Source organism: Bacillus sp. AR8-1, from assembly GCF_008042345.1.
GTDB classification, from domain to species: Bacteria; Bacillota; Bacilli; order Bacillales; family Bacillaceae_G; genus Bacillus_A; species Bacillus_A cereus.
The window spans coordinates 22,545-40,682 of sequence record NZ_QNUB01000038.1; the positions used below are offsets into that span (position 1 = coordinate 22,545).

An 18,138-nucleotide genomic window follows, 5' to 3' on the forward strand; every position below is an offset into this window, starting at 1 on the left:
CCAGGTAGGTCAGGTTCTTTCTCATTAATTTAAGTTAAGCCAAACGCTCTTTACTTCTGTATAGTTATTTAATGCGTAAGATCCCATTTCACGGCCAAGACCAGATTGTTTAAATCCTCCAAATGGAGATGCTGCATCAAAGACGTTATAACAGTTTACCCATACTGTACCTGCACGTACTTTACTTGCAACATAGTGTGCTGTTTTAACATTTTCTGTCCACACACCAGCCGCTAAGCCGAATTGTGATTTATTTGCACGTTCAATTACTTCATCAATATCGTTAAACGGTATTGCAGAAATAACTGGACCGAAAATTTCTTCTTTTGCGATCGTCATTTCATCATTTACGTCAGCGAATACTGTAGGAGAAACGAAGTAGCCTTGATCGAATGGATTACTTCCTCCGCATAGTACTTCAGCTCCTTCTTCAATCCCTTTTTCAATGTAGCCCATTACACGTTTTTGTTGTTCTTCAGAAACGAGAGGACCAATTGTTGTTTCAGGGTTAAGACCGACACCTTGATTTAGTTTTTTAGAATAGAGGACGAGATCAGCCATGACATTATCATACATTTTCTTCGGAACAAATAAGCGTGACCCAGCAGAGCATACTTGTCCTTGGTTAAACATAACACCAGAAAGTGCACCAGGAATCGCGCGAGATAAATCAGCATCTGGCAAGATGATATTTGGTGATTTGCCGCCTAATTCAAGTGTAACGCGTTTTAATGATTCGGATGCTTGTCGCATAATTTGTTTACCGACAGGAGTAGAACCGGTAAATGCAATTTTATCAACGAGTGGATGATTAACGAGAGCTTGTCCAGCTGATTCACCGAATCCAGGTACGATATTAATAACACCTTTCGGGAATCCAGCTTCTTCAATTAATTCAGCTAAGTATAGAGCAGATAGTGGAGTTTGTTCTGCAGGTTTTAAAACGATTGTACATCCTGTAGCAAGCGCTGCTCCCATTTTCCACATTGCCATAAGAAGCGGGAAGTTCCAAGGGATAATTTGACCAACGACACCAACAGCTTCATGGCGTGTATAGTTAAAGTAATCACCGGAAACAGGAATTGTTTGACCAACGATTTTCGTAGCCCATCCAGCGTAATAGCGCATATGCTCAATTGCAAGTGGTATGTCTGCTGCCATTGTTTCACGGATTGGTTTTCCGTTATCTAATGTTTCGAGCTGTGCAAGCTCTTCTTTATGTTCTTCCATTAGATCAGCTAACTTGTACATGAGACGGCTTCGCTCAGCAGTGCTCATACGAGACCAAGGACCTTCGTCAAAAGCCATACGAGCTGCGACTACAGCTTTATGAATATCTTCGCGACCAGCTTCAGAAACGACGGCAAGTGTTTCACCAGTTGCTGGGTTAGGTGTTTTAAACGTTTTACCGGAAGCGCTTTCAATGAAAGATCCATTCACATATAACTTTTTTGTACCTTGAAGAAACTTTTCTACCTTTTCATGAAGATTTACAGCTAGTTGACTCATTGTATAACCCCCTTGAAAATATAATGTAAACGCAGTACGAGACGGCGCTTATTCCGAAATCAAGGATGTGGAAACTAGATGGAAAGCCTCTAATTAAAATCATAATTAATAAATACTGAAAATTCAAATTTCATTTGTGTTACAATTGTAAAAAATATGTAATGTAAGAGAAGCTTCTATATGATTATAAAAAATCCTGCTTGTTTTTGCTTTCTAGTAGGAAAAACTAGAAGAACAATGGTACAATAATACATCGTGAGAGGAGGGGGAAAAATGAAAGATTATCATGATGATCCACGCTTTCGAATAGCCCATAGAGAAGCGTTAATTGGTCTTGGACTTGCTATTATTAATTTTATAATATGGTACGGATTTGCTTATGGGCTTGGTAGTAAAGATCCAAGTGAATATACATATGTATTAGGTTTTCCCGCATGGTTTTTTTATAGCTGTATCGTTGGATTTATCGTTATGGTTATTTTACTTAGTTTAGTTGTTCGTTTTGTATTTCAAGATATTTCACTCGATGAGGAAGAAAAAAGTGAGGAATAATAGATGAATTGGTATGTAATCATTCCAATGATAATTTCGTTTATCGTTGTATTTTTAATTGGTGTATATGCTTCAAGACGCGTGCAAGCAACAGCACATAATAAATTTTTACAAGAATATTTTCTTGGTGGGCGTGAGTTAGGCGGTTTATTATTAGCGATGACAATGATTGCTACGTACGGTAGTGCAAGTAGCTTTATTGGTGGTCCCGGTATTGCTTACAATATGGGGCTTGGATGGGTACTATTATCTGCGATTCAAGTTGTAACAGGATATATCGTTTTAACGGTTATCGGTAAAAAGTTTGCAATTATTGCTAGGAAGATGGAAGCAATTACTCTTATCGATTATTTAAAAGGGAGATACAATAATAAAGCAGTTGTTATACTCTCTGCGTTATGTATTATTATCTTTTTATTTTCAGCGACAGTAGCCCAGTGGGTCGGCGGTGGACGATTAATCGAGTCACTAACGGGTCTATCGTATACAACAGCACTATTTTTATTTACTTTTTCTGTACTTGTGTACGTATTAATTGGTGGATTTCGTGCAGTCGCGCTATCAGATACATTATTAGGAATCATTATGTTAGTTGGAACGACAATCATTTTAATTGCTACTGTCATTGCTGGTGGTGGAATTGAAAAGATTATGCAGGAACTTGTTCAAATTAATCCAAATTTAATTACACCATTCGGAGCAGATGGCAGTTTAACGAAATCATATGTTACATCATTTTGGATTTTAATTGGAATTGGCGTTGTAGGTTTACCGCAAATTAGCGTGCGTGCCATGTCTTATAAAAATTCAAAAGCTATGCACCAAGCTTTAATAATTGGAACAGTTGTCGTTGGTACAATTATGATTGGTATGCATTTAACAGGTGTATTTGCAAGAGTAGTACTTCCAGGTATAACGGTACCAGATAAAGTAATGCCGCTACTCGCGATGGAAGTGTTGCCACCTTGGTTAGCTGGAGTTTTCTTAGCTGCACCAATGGCGGCGATTATGTCTACAGTAAACTCTTTATTATTACTTGTAAGCTCGTCAATTATTAAAGATATATACGTAAATTACATAAATAAAGATGCAGCAGACAGTACGATAAAAAAAGGAAGTTTGTGGATTACTGGTATTGTAGGGCTACTCGTTTATGCAGCGGCGATTAAACCACCAGATTTTTTAATATGGCTAAATTTATTTTCTTTCGGTGGATTAGAAGCAGCATTCATTTGGCCAATCGTATTAGGGTTATATTGGAGAAAAGGAAATGCTACAGGAGCGCTTGCTTCCATTTTCGTTGGAGTAGGTTCATATATGTGTATTCATCTTTTCTATCCAAATCCGTTCGGTATACATACAGTTGTCTTCCCAATTTGTTTTGCGTTTATCGCTTATGTTATTGGAAGTATGAGTGCTGTAAAAAAAACAGTATAGGTTAGCTGAAGAACGTAGTCCTTATAAGACTGCGTTTTTTCGTATGAATTTGTTCTTTTTTATTCTGTATATCCACGTTTATTCATAAATTAATAACAACTGAGGGGATGGAGTTGAGGTCGATGAAAAAAGTGTTATTTTTAGGAGACCCAGGCATTGATGACTCTTTAGCAATTATGTATGGATTGTTGCATCCTGATATTGATATTGTTGGAGTAGTAACGGGATATGGAAATGTAACACAAGAAAAGGCGACAAGTAATGCCGCATATTTATTGCAAATGGCAGGACGGGAAGATATACCTGTTATTAATGGTGCGAAAATTCCTTTATCCGGAGATGTTACAACGTATTATCCAGAAATTCATGGGGCAGACGGTTTAGGGCCAATTAAACCTCCAAAAACTTTTTCGCCAAATATAAAGCCTTTTTGTGCATTTTTTGATCTTCTTGAAAAATATAAAGGGGAATTAATAATAGTCGATGCTGGTAGATCAACAACACTAGCGACGGCATTTATTTTAGAAAAGCCGATGATGAAGTATGTGAAAGAATATTATATAATGGGCGGTGCTTTCTTAATGCCTGGCAATGTAACACCAGTCGCAGAGGCGAATTTTCATGGTGATCCCATTGCGTCGCAATTAGTTATGCAAAATGCTAAAAATGTGACATTAGTACCACTTAACGTTACATCTGAAGCAATTATTACGCCGGAAATGGTAAAATATATTACGAAACACTCTAAAACGAGTTTTAATAAGTTAATCGAGCCGATATTTACGTATTATTATAAAGCTTATAGAAAGTTAAATCCGAAAATAAAAGGAAGCCCAGTACATGACGTCGTTACAATGATGGTTGCGGCAAATCCATCCCTTTTAGACTATGTATATCGTCGTGTCGATGTAGATACAGCTGGAATTGCAAAAGGAGAGAGTATTGCTGATTTTCGGCCTCAACCTGATGCAAAAGCATTAAAAAATTGGGTGCGAATTGGTTGGTCGTTACATTATAAAAAGTTTCTTGAGGATTTTGTGAAATTTATGACGTAGACATAATAGGAGCATACAAGTTAAAATAATGGAGATGGTTATTTAAATGACCATCTCCATTATTTTGTTTTTTAATCATAAATAGAGAAGAGTTACACAATAGGAGAGGAATTTTACTTGAAAAAAACTATAGTATGCGCAGTAATTGTGGGTATTTTTGTTTTGCTAATATCGGGTAACTTTTTAGTGAAAAAAGTGTGGAGTTCAAATAATGATGATGCACAGTATATTGCATCTTTTATTGAAGAACATAAAGATGAAAAAAATAGTGCGCTTCTAGTAAAGAGAAATGATAAAGTTGTTTATTCTGTAAACCCAAATGTTGTATTGCCAGTTGCTAGTACGATGAAATTAATTGTGGCGCTTGAATATACGAAACAAGTTACTGAAGGGAAAATTGATTCGTCTAGTTTTGTGTCGATTAACGATGTGAATCGCTATTATGTGCCGAATACAGATGGTGGTGCACAAGATAGATGGCAAAAGTATTTGGAGAAGACGGGCAAGATAACTGAAGGAGCGGTTTCTTTAGAAGAAGTGGCAAAAGGAATGGTTAAGTTTAGTTCGAATGCAAATGCTGAATACTTAATGGAATTGTTAGGATTAGACAACATCAATCGAAATTTACAAAGTTTATCACTTCCTGCACATCAACCACTATTTCCAATCGTTTCATCTTTGTATATCCCGGGATATTTGCATAAAGAATTACATGTTCCAAAATATAAAATAGAGAAAAAGTTAAAAGAAATGTCTCAAGAGCAATATCGTGAATATTCGATGATTATTCATGAACGCTTAAAGAAGAAGGGACCATTATTACAGAAGGAAATTCCGCTTTATTTAGAGGAACGTTACGACAAAATTTGGTCAGATAGATTACCAGCAGCTTCTGCAAATGATTATATGGTATTACTTCAAAAGGCAAACCATAAAGGTGGCTTGACAGAAGCTGAAGAAAAAGTGTGGGCAAATATCGTTGAAACAGACATGAGTGCTAAGAAATACCGTAAAACATTTAGACATGCTGGACAAAAGAATGGTTACACACCATGGACGGTTACAAAAGCGGTTTACGCTATGGATAAACGTGGAAACTGTACAGAAATTGTGTTTTTGGCGAACAATTTAAATGAAGACGATAGTGCGGAAATACGGAAACATTTAGCAAACTTACATTTCCAAGTGTTGCAAAGTGATAAGTATGATGCGACTTTTATTAAATAAACTCGGTGCAGAGAGCACCGAGTTTATTTTTATGTACAGGCACTTTTTTTCTATCAATGGGTATGATGGGTAGTAATACTTAGGTGAGAGGGGAAAAGGTGATGAAACAGAGTAAGGAAGAGTTTATAAAGAGTGAAGGCGCTGATTTCCCTGGAAAAACATATGTGGATTGTGTATTACAACATGTATTTGATTTTCAACGAAATTACTTATTGAAAGATATGTTTCAAGTGCATAAAGCACATATTACGATGCTAACTGAAGAAAGTTTAATAAAAATAGAAGAAGCTAAAGTTATATTAAACGCACTTAGAAAAGTAGAGCGAATACCAAAAGATAAATTGGTATATACAGAGCAGCATGAAGACCTCTTTTTTTTAATCGAACATTTAATTTCTCAAGAAGCGAAATGCGATTTTGTAAGTAATATGCATATTGGTAGAAGTAGAAATGATATGGGTGTAACGATGTATCGCATGAGTTTAAGGCGGTATATATTACGATTAATGGAACATCATTTGCTATTGCAAGAAAGTGTACTGCAACTTGCTGATGATCATAAGGAAACGATCATGCCAGCTTATACACATACACAACCGGCACAGCCAACAACATTTGGTCATTATACTTTAGCAATTTATGATACGATGCAAAGAGATTTAGAACGAATGAAAAAAACGTACCAGCTTTTAAATCAGTCTCCAATGGGGGCGGCTGCACTCTCTACAACAAGTTTCCCGATTAAACGAGAACGAGTTGCTCATCTACTTGGGTTTACAACTGTAATTGAGAACTCATATGATGCTGTTGCCGGAGCGGATTATTTATTAGAAGTTAGCTCGCTACTTATGGTAATGATGACGAATACGAGTAGATGGATTCATGACTTTTTGTTGTTAGCAACGAAAGAATATGACGGTATTACTGTTGCAAAGCCATATGTACAAATTAGTAGTATTATGCCGCAAAAACGAAATCCGGTTTCAATTGAACACGCTCGTGCAATTACGAGTAGTGCTTTAGGAGAAGCATTTACAGTATTTCAAATGATTCATAATACACCATTTGGTGATATTGTCGATACGGAAGATGACTTGCAGCCATATTTATATAAAGGGATTGAAAAGGCGATTCGTGTTTTTTGTATGATGAATGCAGTGATCCTAACGATGAAAGTAGAAGAAGAAACGTTAAAAAGTCGTTCCTATAAACATGCAATAACGATAACGGATTTCGCTGATGTTTTAACGAAAAATTATGAAATTCCATTTCGGCATGCTCATCATGCAGCAAGTGCTATTGCAAATATGTCATTGGAGCAGAAAAAAGAACTACATGAATTACACTTCAAAGATGTAAATATGTATTTGCAAGAACGTTTTAAAATAAATTTATTAGAAAAAGAGTGGAAAGAAATTATATCGCCAGAAGCTTTTATTCAAAAAAGAAATGTATACGGTGGACCGAGTAAAAAAGAAATGAAGCGTATGATTAAAAATCGAAAAGAGTCCTTTCGAAAAGAAGAAGATGTATTTGAAAAGGAAAAACAGAGAATTTTACAAGCTGAAAATGCCTTGAATACATTAGCTTTGAATATTATTGAATCGTAAAAGAGGGATTTAATGAATTAATCGCCAATACTTAATTAAAATATAAATAGAGAGAAGAGATTGTCGATGATTCAATTACATGTATATGAAGAGATTTTTCATTTTAAAGAAGATGTTACACCATTTCTAGAAAAGAATGAGCAGGAAAACAATCTCATATTAGGTGTATTACAAATGGTTCAAGAACCGATATTTATGGGGATAGCGAAACAAGGAGAAGACATTGCGGTTGTATTTCTGCAAACAGAAGAGAAGAAACAAATCATTGTTGCAACTTCTGAAATTTCGGGAGTAGCTATTGAGGAACTTGCAAAAGAGTTAACGAAAGTATATCCGGATATTCCTGGATTGATCGGTAATAAGAAAATTGTACAGAAATTAGCGGAAGAGATTGCGGTATTAGAAAATAAGAAAATGAATGTTGCAATGGAGCAAGGTGTGTATGAGCTGAACAGAGTAAAGAAGAAGTGTAATGCGAACGGACTTTTCCGGGCGGTAAATAATGATGAATTACCATTAATAGAACAGTGGATATATCAATTTTGTGAAGACGTAAAGCTTCCTACTACGAAAGAAGAAGCAAAACAAACTGCGCATACATTAATAACTACAAATCGACTGTTTGGTTTGGAAGTAGATAGGAAACTTGTTTCTGTAGCTGCAAAAACGAGACCAACGAAAAATAATATAACAGTTAATTTCGTATACACGCCGAAAGAAGCAAGGAAAAAGGGATACGCATCTAATTGTGTAGCGGCACTTAGTCAACGTATGTTAGATGAAGGGTACAAGACGACTACGTTATATACTGATTTAGCGAATCCGATATCGAATAAAATTTATCAAGAAATTGGTTATGAGCAAATTGCGGAGTCTGTGCTTATATTTTTAGAGAAGTAAAACAAAAAGGTGTGCAATTTTAGCACACCTTTTTGTTATTCATCAATTCTAATAATCTCGCCTTGAGGGAAGTCCTCAGTTTCTAGTAAGTTACGAATAGCTTTCGCAACATATTCAGGTGATAATAGTTTTCCTTCTTCTTTTAATGCAATGAAGCGGTCCAAATTTATGAAATCTTCTTTATTTGTTTCACGAATTTGTGATTGCATATTAGTATCAACAACACCAGGTGCAAAAGCGACGATTTTTACTGGATATTCTTTTTCTACTTCTTCAGTTGCTACGCACTGTGTAAACATATTTACACCAGCTTTTGTTGTACAATAAGCGCCCCAGCCAAAGTAAGGATTTTTTCCTGCACCAGATGAAATGTTAATAACGCGTTTATCTACTTTCCAGTCTTTCGTATGTTTCATAAATGTAGATGTAAGAATCATAGGTGCAAGTAAATTAATGTGAACGTTCGTAATGAATTGTTCGCTTTTAGCTTTTTCAATTGGCTTCATAGGTGCAACTGTACCCGCATTATTAATTAAATGAATAGAGGATACATTGTCTTTTTTAATAGATGAAATGATCTCTTTAAAGTTAGTTTCTAAGTTATGTACATCTTGAAGATCTAGGGAATGAAAAATGCAATTGCTGTTATATTGCTCTGCAAGTTTTGTAAGCTCTTTATTTTCTCTTCTAGAAATAGAGATGACAGTTGTATTTTTTTCTAATAATTGCGTAGCGATTGCCTCACCTAAACCTTGTGAAGTTCCTGTTATGATAACGTAGCGCATAGTTTTATAAACCCCTCTCATATGTGCGGAATTTTGTTGGACAACGTACATTGTATAGTTTGTCTACATTTTATAGTATAGAGCACTTTTTACTATAATTGAAATGAGATGATTGTGTGCCTTTTATAAATAGGTTTACGACAACAGTACCTGGTGCCGTCACGTTTACTGGGAATACGCTGGGACTTAGCCCTACATCACCTGCACCAGGTAATATTTTTGGTACACTTGCTGTGTTTACGACAGTAAATACAGCATTGCAAGTACCAGGGTTCCCAGCAGGGACAACAGATGAATGGCAATTGAATTCTTCAAGTGCAATTTTAAATCTTCCAGCGGGGAGCAGTGTGTTATATGCAGAATTAGTTTGGGCTGGTACTTTCCGGACTGATACGGAAGATGTTTTACCATTTTTAAATGATAACATTACATTTACAACGCCAGCAGGGACGTTTTCTGTTACGCCAGATCCTGCTACCGCGCAGCAAGGTTCAGTAGGAAACCAGTTTTATTATGCTCGCTCTGCCAATGTAACGAATCTTGTTAGTGCAGGTGGAGCAGGCACATATACAACAGGTGCCGTGCCAGCTGCAAGAACTTCAGCTGACCCGACAATCAGTCGTTCAGCTGGATGGACGCTTGAGGTTGTGTATCAAAATGCAAGTTTACCACTTCGAAATTTGTCAGTATATGCAGGCCAAGAAATTATTGATGCTTCATCACCACCAGTTGATGCTACTATTTCAGGATTTGCTACGCCGGCAACAGGAGCTGTTACAGGAAGAGTGCTCGTAACTGCTCAAGAAGGCGATTCTAACATTGTTGGAGATCAACTTCGCTTTGGACCGAATGCAAATGCTACAGTTGCATTATTCGGACCGAGAAATCCTGCGAATAATTTCTTTCAGTCACAAATTTGTAATGATAGTGGAAATTTAGATACGAGCGGCACGTTTGGAGATTTGAATCAGCCGTTAGGGGTAGCTTTGGCCGTCCGAAGACAAGGGTGGGATATTACGAATGTAGATGCCTCCTCATCTTTAGTAAACAGTCAAACATCAGCAACGGTTCGATTTGTTACAAATGGAGATGGATACGCAGCAGCTGGTTTTGGTGTTCAAATTGATGCAACAGGTCCAATTATTAATCCTGTTAAATCAGTTAATAGAACAGTCGCGGGGGTAGGGGATACTCTCACTTATACAATTAAGGTCCCAAATACAGGAACAGGAAGTGCAGAAAACGTTGTATTACGTGATAGTATTCCGAACGGAACGACGTTTGTTGCAGGTAGTGTTACGGTAGGGGGAGTAACACAGCCGAATGCAAACCCTGCTAATGGAATTAATTTAGGTACAATCCCAAATAACACGCAAAGAATTGTTACATTTCAAGTTCGAATAACATCATTCCCGAACCCCAATCCTATTTTAAATCGTGCAATGGTGTCATATCAATTCCGTCCCTTCGTTGGTAGTCCTCCTATTACAAGTACGTCTTCTTCAAACACAGTACAAACGACAGTGAACCAAGCAACTATTAGTATGCAAAAATCTGTAGATTTACAGACGGCAACACTTAATGATGTATTAACGTACACAGTTAATGTCACAAATAATGGAAACGTCACTGCGAACAATGTTATTTTTGTTGATAGTATCCCTGCTGGAACAACATTTGTCGCAAATAGCGTTACGGTAAATGGAGTAGCGCGTCCAGGAGCGAATCCAGCAAGTAGTATTAATCTTGGAAGTATTAATGCATCGCAAACGACTGTAGTGCGCTTTCAAGTTCGAGTAACATCGAACCCTCTTGTCAATCCAATTCCAAACCGTGCGAGTGTAACATTTAACTTTACTCCAGTGTCTGGTCAACAACCAGTTTCAGGGCAAGCGACAAGTAATACTGTAGTTACGACAATTAATATAGCTGATATAACAACGAGAAAAACAGTGGATAAAGCTTTTGCAACGGTTAACGACGTTCTTACGTACACGGTAACAATTCAAAATACAGGAAATGTACTTGCAACGAACGTTATTTTTCAAGATCCGATCCCAATTGGAACGACATTTATCGCAAATAGTGTGACTGTGGATGGGGTTTCACAACCTGGGGTAAATCCAGCGACTGGGTTTACAGTAGCTAATATATCTCCTGGCGGAAGTAGGACTGTTACATTTCAAGTACGAGTAACATCTACACCATCGGGAGGTACGATTGCGAATCGCGGAAATGTATCTGCTAATTTCGTCGTTATTCCGAATCAGCCACCGATAACAATTAATAGACAAACGAATACAGTTGTGACACAAGTTAATACAGGCGGTTTAAATGTAATAAAAGAAGTAAATACAACGCAAGCGGCGGTAGGGGATACTTTAACGTACACAATTGCCGTCCAAAATACAGGGAATGTTCCGTTAACAAATGTATTTTTCCAAGACCCTATTTCTTCTGCTGTTTCATTTGTTGCAAATTCTGTAACAATTAATGGAGTACAGCAAAGTGGACTAAATCCGAATACAGGATTCTCTCTTCCGAATATTCCTGCGGCTCAAACGGTTGTAGTCACATTTGACGTAGTAATTGTACAGAATCCAGAAAATGAAGATATTTTAAATCAAGCAAATGTAACAGCAAGCTTTCAAGTGAATCCGAATGAACCACCAGTAACAATCAATGTACCGAGTAATGTTGTGAATACGACAGTACAATCAGGAAACTTTGAAGTTGTGAAAGCAGTCAATACGGATGTTGCAACAGTAGGGGATATTTTAGTATATACAATAGAAGTCATAAATGCAGGTAGTGTACCAGCTACGAATGTATTTTTCCAAGATTCAATTCCCCAAGGGACATTATTTATTGAAAATAGTGTAGTTGTGAATGGTGTTTTACAAGAAGGGGCAGATCCAGAACTTGGATTCCCATTAAATAATTTGCCTACTGGCGCCAGTGTTATTGTTACATTTGAAGTATTAATTGATGAAATTCCCCAAGGAAATAATGTTGTAAATAATGCGAATGTAACTGGAGATTTCCTTGTAAATCCAACAGAGCCACCGATTACTGTAACAGTACCAAGTAATACTGTTATGACGATCGTGAATTCTTCAGGGTTAAATGTAATGAAAAGTGTAAGTGCTACTGAAGCCGGTGTAGGAGATACGTTAACGTATACAGTTCGTATACAAAATAGTGGAACGGTGACAGCGACAAATGTATCATTCCTTGATCCGATTCCAGTTGGAACCACTTTTGTAGCGAATAGTGTAACAATAAATGGGACACCTCAACCAGGTTTAAACCCTCCTACTGGATTTCCACTTGCTAATATTCCAGTAGGAGGAATGGTGACGGTCACTTTTCAAGTGACAATCACGAGTGTACCACCAAATAGAGTTCTTCCGAATAATGCGAATGTCACTGCTGATTTCCAAGTAAGTCCTCTCCAGCCACCAATTACAATTGTAACGATTAGTAATATTGTTGTGACGCGAGTGAATGTAGGATCACTTAATGTAATGAAGAGTGTAAATACACTACAAGCCGGTGTAGGAGATACGTTAACGTATACGATTCTTATTCAAAATACAGGAACTGTTCCTGCAACGAATATTGTTTTTCAAGATCCAATTCCGTCTGGTACTGCCTTTGTAGCAAATAGTGTGACGATAAATGGAGTCGTACAGCAAGGCGCGGATCCTATGCTAGGTTTCCCGGTACCAAATATTCCGGTCGGGCAAACGGCTACGATTACGTTTCAAGTTACAGTGACGAGTGTTCCGAGCGGTGGAAATATAAGAAACCAATCGAACGTTACTGCAAGTTTTCTTATAAATCCAGCAAACCCTCCAATAACGACTGTTACAAATAGTAATTTTGTAGTGACGCAAGTAAACACAGCACAGTTAAATATACAAAAATCTTCATCTGTACAACAAGCAGCACTTGGAGAAACTTACACGTATTCTGTTGTCATTCGAAATAACGGTACAGTAACAGCAACGAATGTCTCTTTCCTTGATCCAATTGCTTTAGAAACAACTTTTGTAGCAAATAGTGTAACGATAAATGGAACGCCACAACCTGGATTTGACCCAAATGTTGGTTTCCCGCTTCCTAATATTGCAGCTGGAACATCATTGACAGTAACGTTCCAAGTTACGGTAGTTGCACCGTCTACACGTGGAGCAGTATTAAATACAGCATCTGCTACAGCCACTTTCTTATTAAATCCTTTACAGCCACCTGTAACAACAACGAATTCAAGTAATACAACGGTAGTTACAATACCGTTACCTCCTCCTGGTGAAGTAACTGCAACAAAAACAGTTGATGTTGCAACTGGGGCCGTTGGGGATGTATTAACGTATACTGTGCTCATTTCAAACGTAGGAATTATCCCTGTTACAGATGTGTTCTTCCAAGATGTCATACCAGAAGGAACGACGTTTGTTGACAATAGTGTAACGATAGGTGGAGTGCAGCAACTTGGTTTAAATCCAGAAATAGGATTTACAGTTACTCCATTATTAATCGCTGGTGGAAGTATTGAGATCACATTCCAAGTGACGATTACAGAAATTCCAGATAATGAAGTCATATTAAATGATGCAGATGTTACATTTACTTCACAACCAAATCCGCAGGAACCACCGATTACGGAAACGATATTAACAAATTTAGTCGTTACGACAATTAATATAGCGTTTATTTTTCCATTGAAACTAGTAGATAAAGAAGTAGCGACGGTGGGAGAAATATTAACGTATGATGTATTGATTTTTAATTTCGGAACAGTGCCAGCGACGAATGTTCAATTTATCGATACTACTTCCGCGGGTGTAGCATTTGTACCAGGAAGTGTGAGCATAAACGGGGTACCAGCACCAGGATTAGATCCTTTCATTGGTTTTACAGTTCCAGATATACCTGTCGATGATTTTGTACTTGTCACATATCAGGAAGTGGTTACAAGCATACCAGAAGGTGGAACGATTGTTAATTTTGTAGACGTTACAGCTACATTTGCTGTAAGTGAAACAGAACCGCCTATTACGGAAACAACGACAAGTAATACGACATTAACAGAAATCAATGAGCCTGGTTTGAATGTTTTAAAATCAGTGAGTCAGCCGGTTGTTGCAGTAGGCGATACAATCACATATACAACAGTAGTTCAAAATACAGGAACAGTGCCAGCAACGAATGTTCAATATAGTGATGTATTACCTTCCTCTATAGCATTCGTGCCGAACAGTGTAACGATAGATGGTGTGTTACAACCTGGATTCAATCCGAATAATGGATTCCCGCTTCCAGATATAAATCCAGGTGAAAGTGTAGAAGTCATCTTCCAAGTAACCGTTGTTAGTGCGCCATCAAACGGAACAATTGCCAATACGGCAAATGTAACTGGAAGTTTTGTATTAGTACCAGGAGAACCACCAGTTATAGTAACAGAGCCGAGCAATACAACACTTACAACTGTAAATAGAGGGCAATTTAATGTTATTAAACAAGTAAATAGGGTTGCTACTCTCGTTGGAGATATATTAACGTATACGGTTCAAATAACGAATACAGGAACAGTAACAGCTAATGCTGTTCAGTTTGTTGATACCATTTCAGCAGGAGCGTCATTTGTACCAAATAGTGTAACGATAAATGGAGCCTCGCAACCAAACTTAAATCCAATTACTGGATTTGGAGTTGGTGATATACCGGTAGGTGAAACAGTTATAGTGACGTTTCAAGCGACAGTTACAAACATCCCGTCATCAGGAACAATTACGAACGTTGCAAATATAACAGGAAGCTTTACTTTAGTGCCAGGAGAACCACCAGTTGTAGTAACAGAGCCGAGTAATACGACGATAACTAGAGTGAATAGAGGACGATTCAGCGTTATAAAATCTGTAAATAAAGAAGCGACACGATTAGGAGATACGTTAACGTATAGTGTGCAAGTGACAAATACGGGAACGGTAACAGCAACGAATGTTCAGTTTATCGATGTTCCATCACCTAGTTTAGAATTCGTTCCTGGAAGTGTACAAATAAATGGGATTCCGCAAGTAGGTTTAGATCCATTTGTAGGCTTTGCATTGCCTGATCTTGCAGTAGGGGATAGTGTATTAATTACATTTGAAGTAAATGTAATCGCAGTTCCGCCTTCTAGTAGCATTATGAATACAGCAAGAGTAACGGGTGATTTCGAATTGATTCCAGGAGAACCTCCGTCTACAATTACAAATTCAAGTAATACGGCGGTTACGCCGGTAAATAGAGGCAGCTTAGATATGCTAAAAGAAGTAGACCATTCAGTTGTTGGTGTAGGAGAAACGGTAACGTATACTGTTCGTATATTAAATACTGGTACTGCTGATGCAATGAATGTTCAATTTATCGATGTGCTATCTCAGGAAGCTGATTTCGTTCCAAATAGTGTAACGATAAATGGGGTTCCGCAACCGGGGTTAAATCCGCAGATTGGATTTACGATACCTGATATACCAGTTGGTGAGACGTCACTTGTAACATATGAAGCTACGATTACAAGTTTTCCGGATGGTGGTACAGTAGTGAACGTTGCTGGGGCGTTAGCAGAATATATTTTAGTACCAGGGGAGCCGCCAGTTACAGTGATGGATACAAGCAATACAGTTATAGTGACGGTAAATACTGCAATCTTATTTGTTGCAAAAGGAGCAAACTTTGAAGTAGCAATGATAGGGGATGTTGTCACTTACGGAATCGCTGTTATAAATGATAGTACAGTTCCTGTGACCAATATTGTGTTAACAGATATCATTGATCCGAATACGCTATTTATAAATGGTACGGTAACGGTAAATGATGTACCTCTTCCATTTGCTAATCCGAATACTGGTATTCCGTTAGGTGATTTTCAGCCAAATGATGCAGCAATTATTAATTTCCAAGTTGTAATAATAGGAGGGCAAGTAAATAATTTAGTTACAAATACTGCTACAGCGAATGGGCTTGCAACTGTAAATCCGAATGAGCCGCCAGTAGTAGTTGAAGGTGATAGTAATACAGTTGTTATCCCGTTTATTCCTCAAAATGTCTCAACGACAGTCGTAAAAACGGCAGATTTACAGGTAGCAACAATTGGAGATGTCATTACGTTTACGACAGTCATCACAAATACGGGTGATACTGTAATGCAAAATATTCGTTTTCAAGATATGTTAGATAGTAGTGTTCGATTTGTTCCTGGAAGTGTAACGGTTGATAATACGCCAGTGCCGAATGTAAGCCCGGCAGTAGGGTTTCTTATCGGAAGTTTAAATCCTGGTGAAGCAAGGACAGTTTCGTTCCAAGTAGCAGTACAGAGCGCGCCAAATGGTTCAGGAAATTATATAAATCAAGCGAGTATTCGTTTTGAACATCAAGTAGGCACAGTATTGCCACCTGTTACACAAATAGTAGAAAGTAACATAGTTGTCATTCCATTTGTTCCAACGATTGAACAAATTTGCGAAACAAACTTTAATTGCTTAGATAAGATTCCATTTCAATGTTCTCCGTGTAATCATTTGCATGGACATAAAAAATAAAAACAGAAAGAGCATCCAATTATTTTTCAGGATGCTCTTTCTGTTTTAATCATATAGATTCATTTTCGGGCGAGGTGAAAAATTCTTCGATTTTGTCGGAGAGTAGTAATGGAATGGCTCCTTTTATAACAGAAATGTCCCAGTCCCACCATGCGAGATTCTCTAGTTTGTCAATCGTTTCTTGCGGGAAACGATATCGAACAAATTTTGCAGGATTACCAGCTACAATTGCATACGGGGGTACGTCTTTTGTAACAACGCTTCTGGCGCCGATAATGGCCCCGTTACCAATTGTAACACCAGATAAAATGCAGGATTGATAACCAATCCATACATCATTGCCGACTACGATATCACCTTTTGAAGAAGGGTGACCAGTAATATGTGCTCCTTCATCAAAAAGTGCATTAAATGGATAAGTTGTTATCCAGTCTGCGCGATGTTCACCGCCAAGTATGAAAACGACTTCTTCTGCTAATGAACAAAACTTACCTATTTTTAATTTTGTTTCATCGTTCCAAGAAAAAATGGTTGGCCCTACTTTACTATAAGTATAATCACCAATATCATATTTATTATATTCAGGTTTTTGATTTAAATATAACATGCTTCTTCAGCCTCCTTTCTCAATTAAGTGATACGTATGGAATATTATATGCAAGATGTAGTAATGTGAACTGTATTAATAGGTGAAATGAACAAAAGGGAGTGGGATGTATGCGATACGAAATGGGTTTATATAATAAACCGTTTCAGTCAATTCAATCAGGAAAAAAAGTATATGAAGTACGCCTATACGATAAAAAACGTCAACTAATAAACAAAGGTGATGAAATCGTATTTACGAATCTTACGACAACAGAAATGATGACGGTAAAAGTAACGGAAATAAAGCGATACGAGAGCTTTAAATCTATGTATGAACAAATTGATAAAAAATTATTGGATTGTGAAAATGATAGTTTAGAGGAAATGTTAGAAAGTACATACAAAATATATACGAAAGAACAAGAAAAAGAGTGGGGAACAGTCGCGATTCGTATTGAGGAAATAAAATGATAAGAAATCGCGGGGCGGCTATTATTGTACAGGAAGGGAAAATCGCTCTTATAAAACGTATTCGAGAAGAGGAAATATATTATGTTTTTCCTGGCGGAGGGATTGAGGAAGGTGAAACGCCTGAAGAGGCAACGAAAAGAGAGGTATACGAAGAATTAGGGCTACATATAAAAGTGAAGCACCTTATTGCAAAGGTAAAATATAAAGGAAATGAATATTATTATGGTGCCTATATTACAGGTGGAGTGTTCGGAAGTGGAACAGCTGAGGAATTTCAGCGGGAAGGTAAAGGAAGTTATATTCCGTTATGGCTACCGATAAACGAGTTGGAAAAAGTGAATATAAAACCTTATGAAGTGGTCGGAAATATATTTAATCATTATAAAATATAACGTCTGACAACATACAAAAAAAA

General features: G+C 37.3%; 12 protein-coding genes. 9 read left to right on the top strand and 3 right to left on the bottom strand.

Features of this window, described 5'->3' with window-relative positions:
- Positions 1–24: 24 nt before the first annotated feature.
- On the bottom strand, positions 25–1,509 hold the full coding sequence (dhaS, locus tag DN400_RS22835) for an aldehyde dehydrogenase DhaS (protein WP_000080279.1): 1,485 nt from the start codon (positions 1,507–1,509) through the stop codon (positions 25–27).
- Between the two features lie 273 nt (positions 1,510–1,782).
- On the opposite strand from dhaS, the gene DN400_RS22840 reads away from it, so the two are divergent.
- From DN400_RS22840 to DN400_RS22865, 6 genes are all read left to right on the top strand, one after another.
- Positions 1,783–2,061: a YhdT family protein gene (locus DN400_RS22840; RefSeq protein ID WP_000656237.1), complete on the top strand. Its 279-nt coding sequence runs from the start codon at positions 1,783–1,785 to the stop codon at positions 2,059–2,061.
- Between the two features lie 3 nt (positions 2,062–2,064).
- On the top strand, positions 2,065–3,498 hold the full coding sequence (panF, locus tag DN400_RS22845; protein ID WP_001104824.1) for a sodium/pantothenate symporter: 1,434 nt from the start codon (positions 2,065–2,067) through the stop codon (positions 3,496–3,498).
- A 122-nt stretch (positions 3,499–3,620) separates the two neighbouring features.
- Positions 3,621–4,553 carry a nucleoside hydrolase gene (locus tag DN400_RS22850; RefSeq protein WP_000756465.1) on the top strand — a complete coding sequence of 311 codons (933 nt, stop codon included), beginning with the start codon at positions 3,621–3,623 and terminating at the stop codon, positions 4,551–4,553.
- Between the two features lie 117 nt (positions 4,554–4,670).
- Positions 4,671–5,780 (top strand): serine hydrolase, encoded by a 1,110-nt coding sequence (locus tag DN400_RS22855; protein WP_000751368.1) that lies wholly within the window; start codon positions 4,671–4,673, stop codon positions 5,778–5,780.
- A gap of 101 nt (positions 5,781–5,881) precedes the next feature.
- Positions 5,882–7,390 carry an argininosuccinate lyase gene (gene argH, locus DN400_RS22860; protein WP_097821394.1) on the top strand — a complete coding sequence of 503 codons (1,509 nt, stop codon included), beginning with the start codon at positions 5,882–5,884 and terminating at the stop codon, positions 7,388–7,390.
- Positions 7,391–7,456: 66 nt separating this feature from the next.
- Positions 7,457–8,290: a GNAT family N-acetyltransferase gene (locus tag DN400_RS22865; protein WP_000615371.1), complete on the top strand. Its 834-nt coding sequence runs from the start codon at positions 7,457–7,459 to the stop codon at positions 8,288–8,290.
- 35 nt (positions 8,291–8,325) lie between these two features.
- Here the strand turns inward: DN400_RS22865 and DN400_RS22870 are convergent, their stop codons facing one another.
- Positions 8,326–9,075: a (S)-benzoin forming benzil reductase gene (locus tag DN400_RS22870; RefSeq protein WP_097821393.1), complete on the bottom strand. Its 750-nt coding sequence runs from the start codon at positions 9,073–9,075 to the stop codon at positions 8,326–8,328.
- Between the two features lie 116 nt (positions 9,076–9,191).
- On the opposite strand from DN400_RS22870, the gene DN400_RS22875 reads away from it, so the two are divergent.
- On the top strand, positions 9,192–16,664 hold the full coding sequence (locus DN400_RS22875; protein ID WP_098675374.1) for a DUF7507 domain-containing protein: 7,473 nt from the start codon (positions 9,192–9,194) through the stop codon (positions 16,662–16,664).
- Between the two features lie 49 nt (positions 16,665–16,713).
- On the opposite strand, the gene DN400_RS22880 is transcribed toward DN400_RS22875, so the two are convergent.
- Positions 16,714–17,271: a CatB-related O-acetyltransferase gene (locus DN400_RS22880; protein WP_000966309.1), complete on the bottom strand. Its 558-nt coding sequence runs from the start codon at positions 17,269–17,271 to the stop codon at positions 16,714–16,716.
- A 110-nt stretch (positions 17,272–17,381) separates the two neighbouring features.
- Between DN400_RS22880 and DN400_RS22885 the strand changes: the two genes are divergently transcribed.
- On the top strand, positions 17,382–17,723 hold the full coding sequence (locus DN400_RS22885) for an ASCH domain-containing protein (protein ID WP_001268365.1): 342 nt from the start codon (positions 17,382–17,384) through the stop codon (positions 17,721–17,723).
- Positions 17,720–18,115, top strand: a complete 396-nt coding sequence (locus DN400_RS22890) for an NUDIX hydrolase (protein WP_000620821.1) — start codon at positions 17,720–17,722, stop codon at positions 18,113–18,115. Before DN400_RS22885 ends, DN400_RS22890 begins: the two co-directional genes overlap by 4 nt.
- Positions 18,116–18,138: the final 23 nt, after the last annotated feature.

What these genes read in the sequence shown, in the direction of transcription:
- DN400_RS22880 (WP_000966309.1), bottom strand. Translation starts at nt 17,271, where the DNA reads ATGTTATATTTAAATCAAAAACCTGAATATAATAAATATGATATTGGT.
- DN400_RS22850 (WP_000756465.1), top strand. Translation starts at nt 3,621, where the DNA reads ATGAAAAAAGTGTTATTTTTAGGAGACCCAGGCATTGATGACTCTTTA.
- DN400_RS22870 (WP_097821393.1), bottom strand. Translation starts at nt 9,075, where the DNA reads ATGCGCTACGTTATCATAACAGGAACTTCACAAGGTTTAGGTGAGGCA.
- argH (WP_097821394.1), top strand. Translation starts at nt 5,882, where the DNA reads ATGAAACAGAGTAAGGAAGAGTTTATAAAGAGTGAAGGCGCTGATTTC.
- DN400_RS22885 (WP_001268365.1), top strand. Translation starts at nt 17,382, where the DNA reads ATGCGATACGAAATGGGTTTATATAATAAACCGTTTCAGTCAATTCAA.
- DN400_RS22840 (WP_000656237.1), top strand. Translation starts at nt 1,783, where the DNA reads ATGAAAGATTATCATGATGATCCACGCTTTCGAATAGCCCATAGAGAA.
- dhaS (WP_000080279.1), bottom strand. Translation starts at nt 1,509, where the DNA reads ATGAGTCAACTAGCTGTAAATCTTCATGAAAAGGTAGAAAAGTTTCTT.
- DN400_RS22865 (WP_000615371.1), top strand. Translation starts at nt 7,457, where the DNA reads ATGATTCAATTACATGTATATGAAGAGATTTTTCATTTTAAAGAAGAT.
- DN400_RS22890 (WP_000620821.1), top strand. Translation starts at nt 17,720, where the DNA reads ATGATAAGAAATCGCGGGGCGGCTATTATTGTACAGGAAGGGAAAATC.
- panF (WP_001104824.1), top strand. Translation starts at nt 2,065, where the DNA reads ATGAATTGGTATGTAATCATTCCAATGATAATTTCGTTTATCGTTGTA.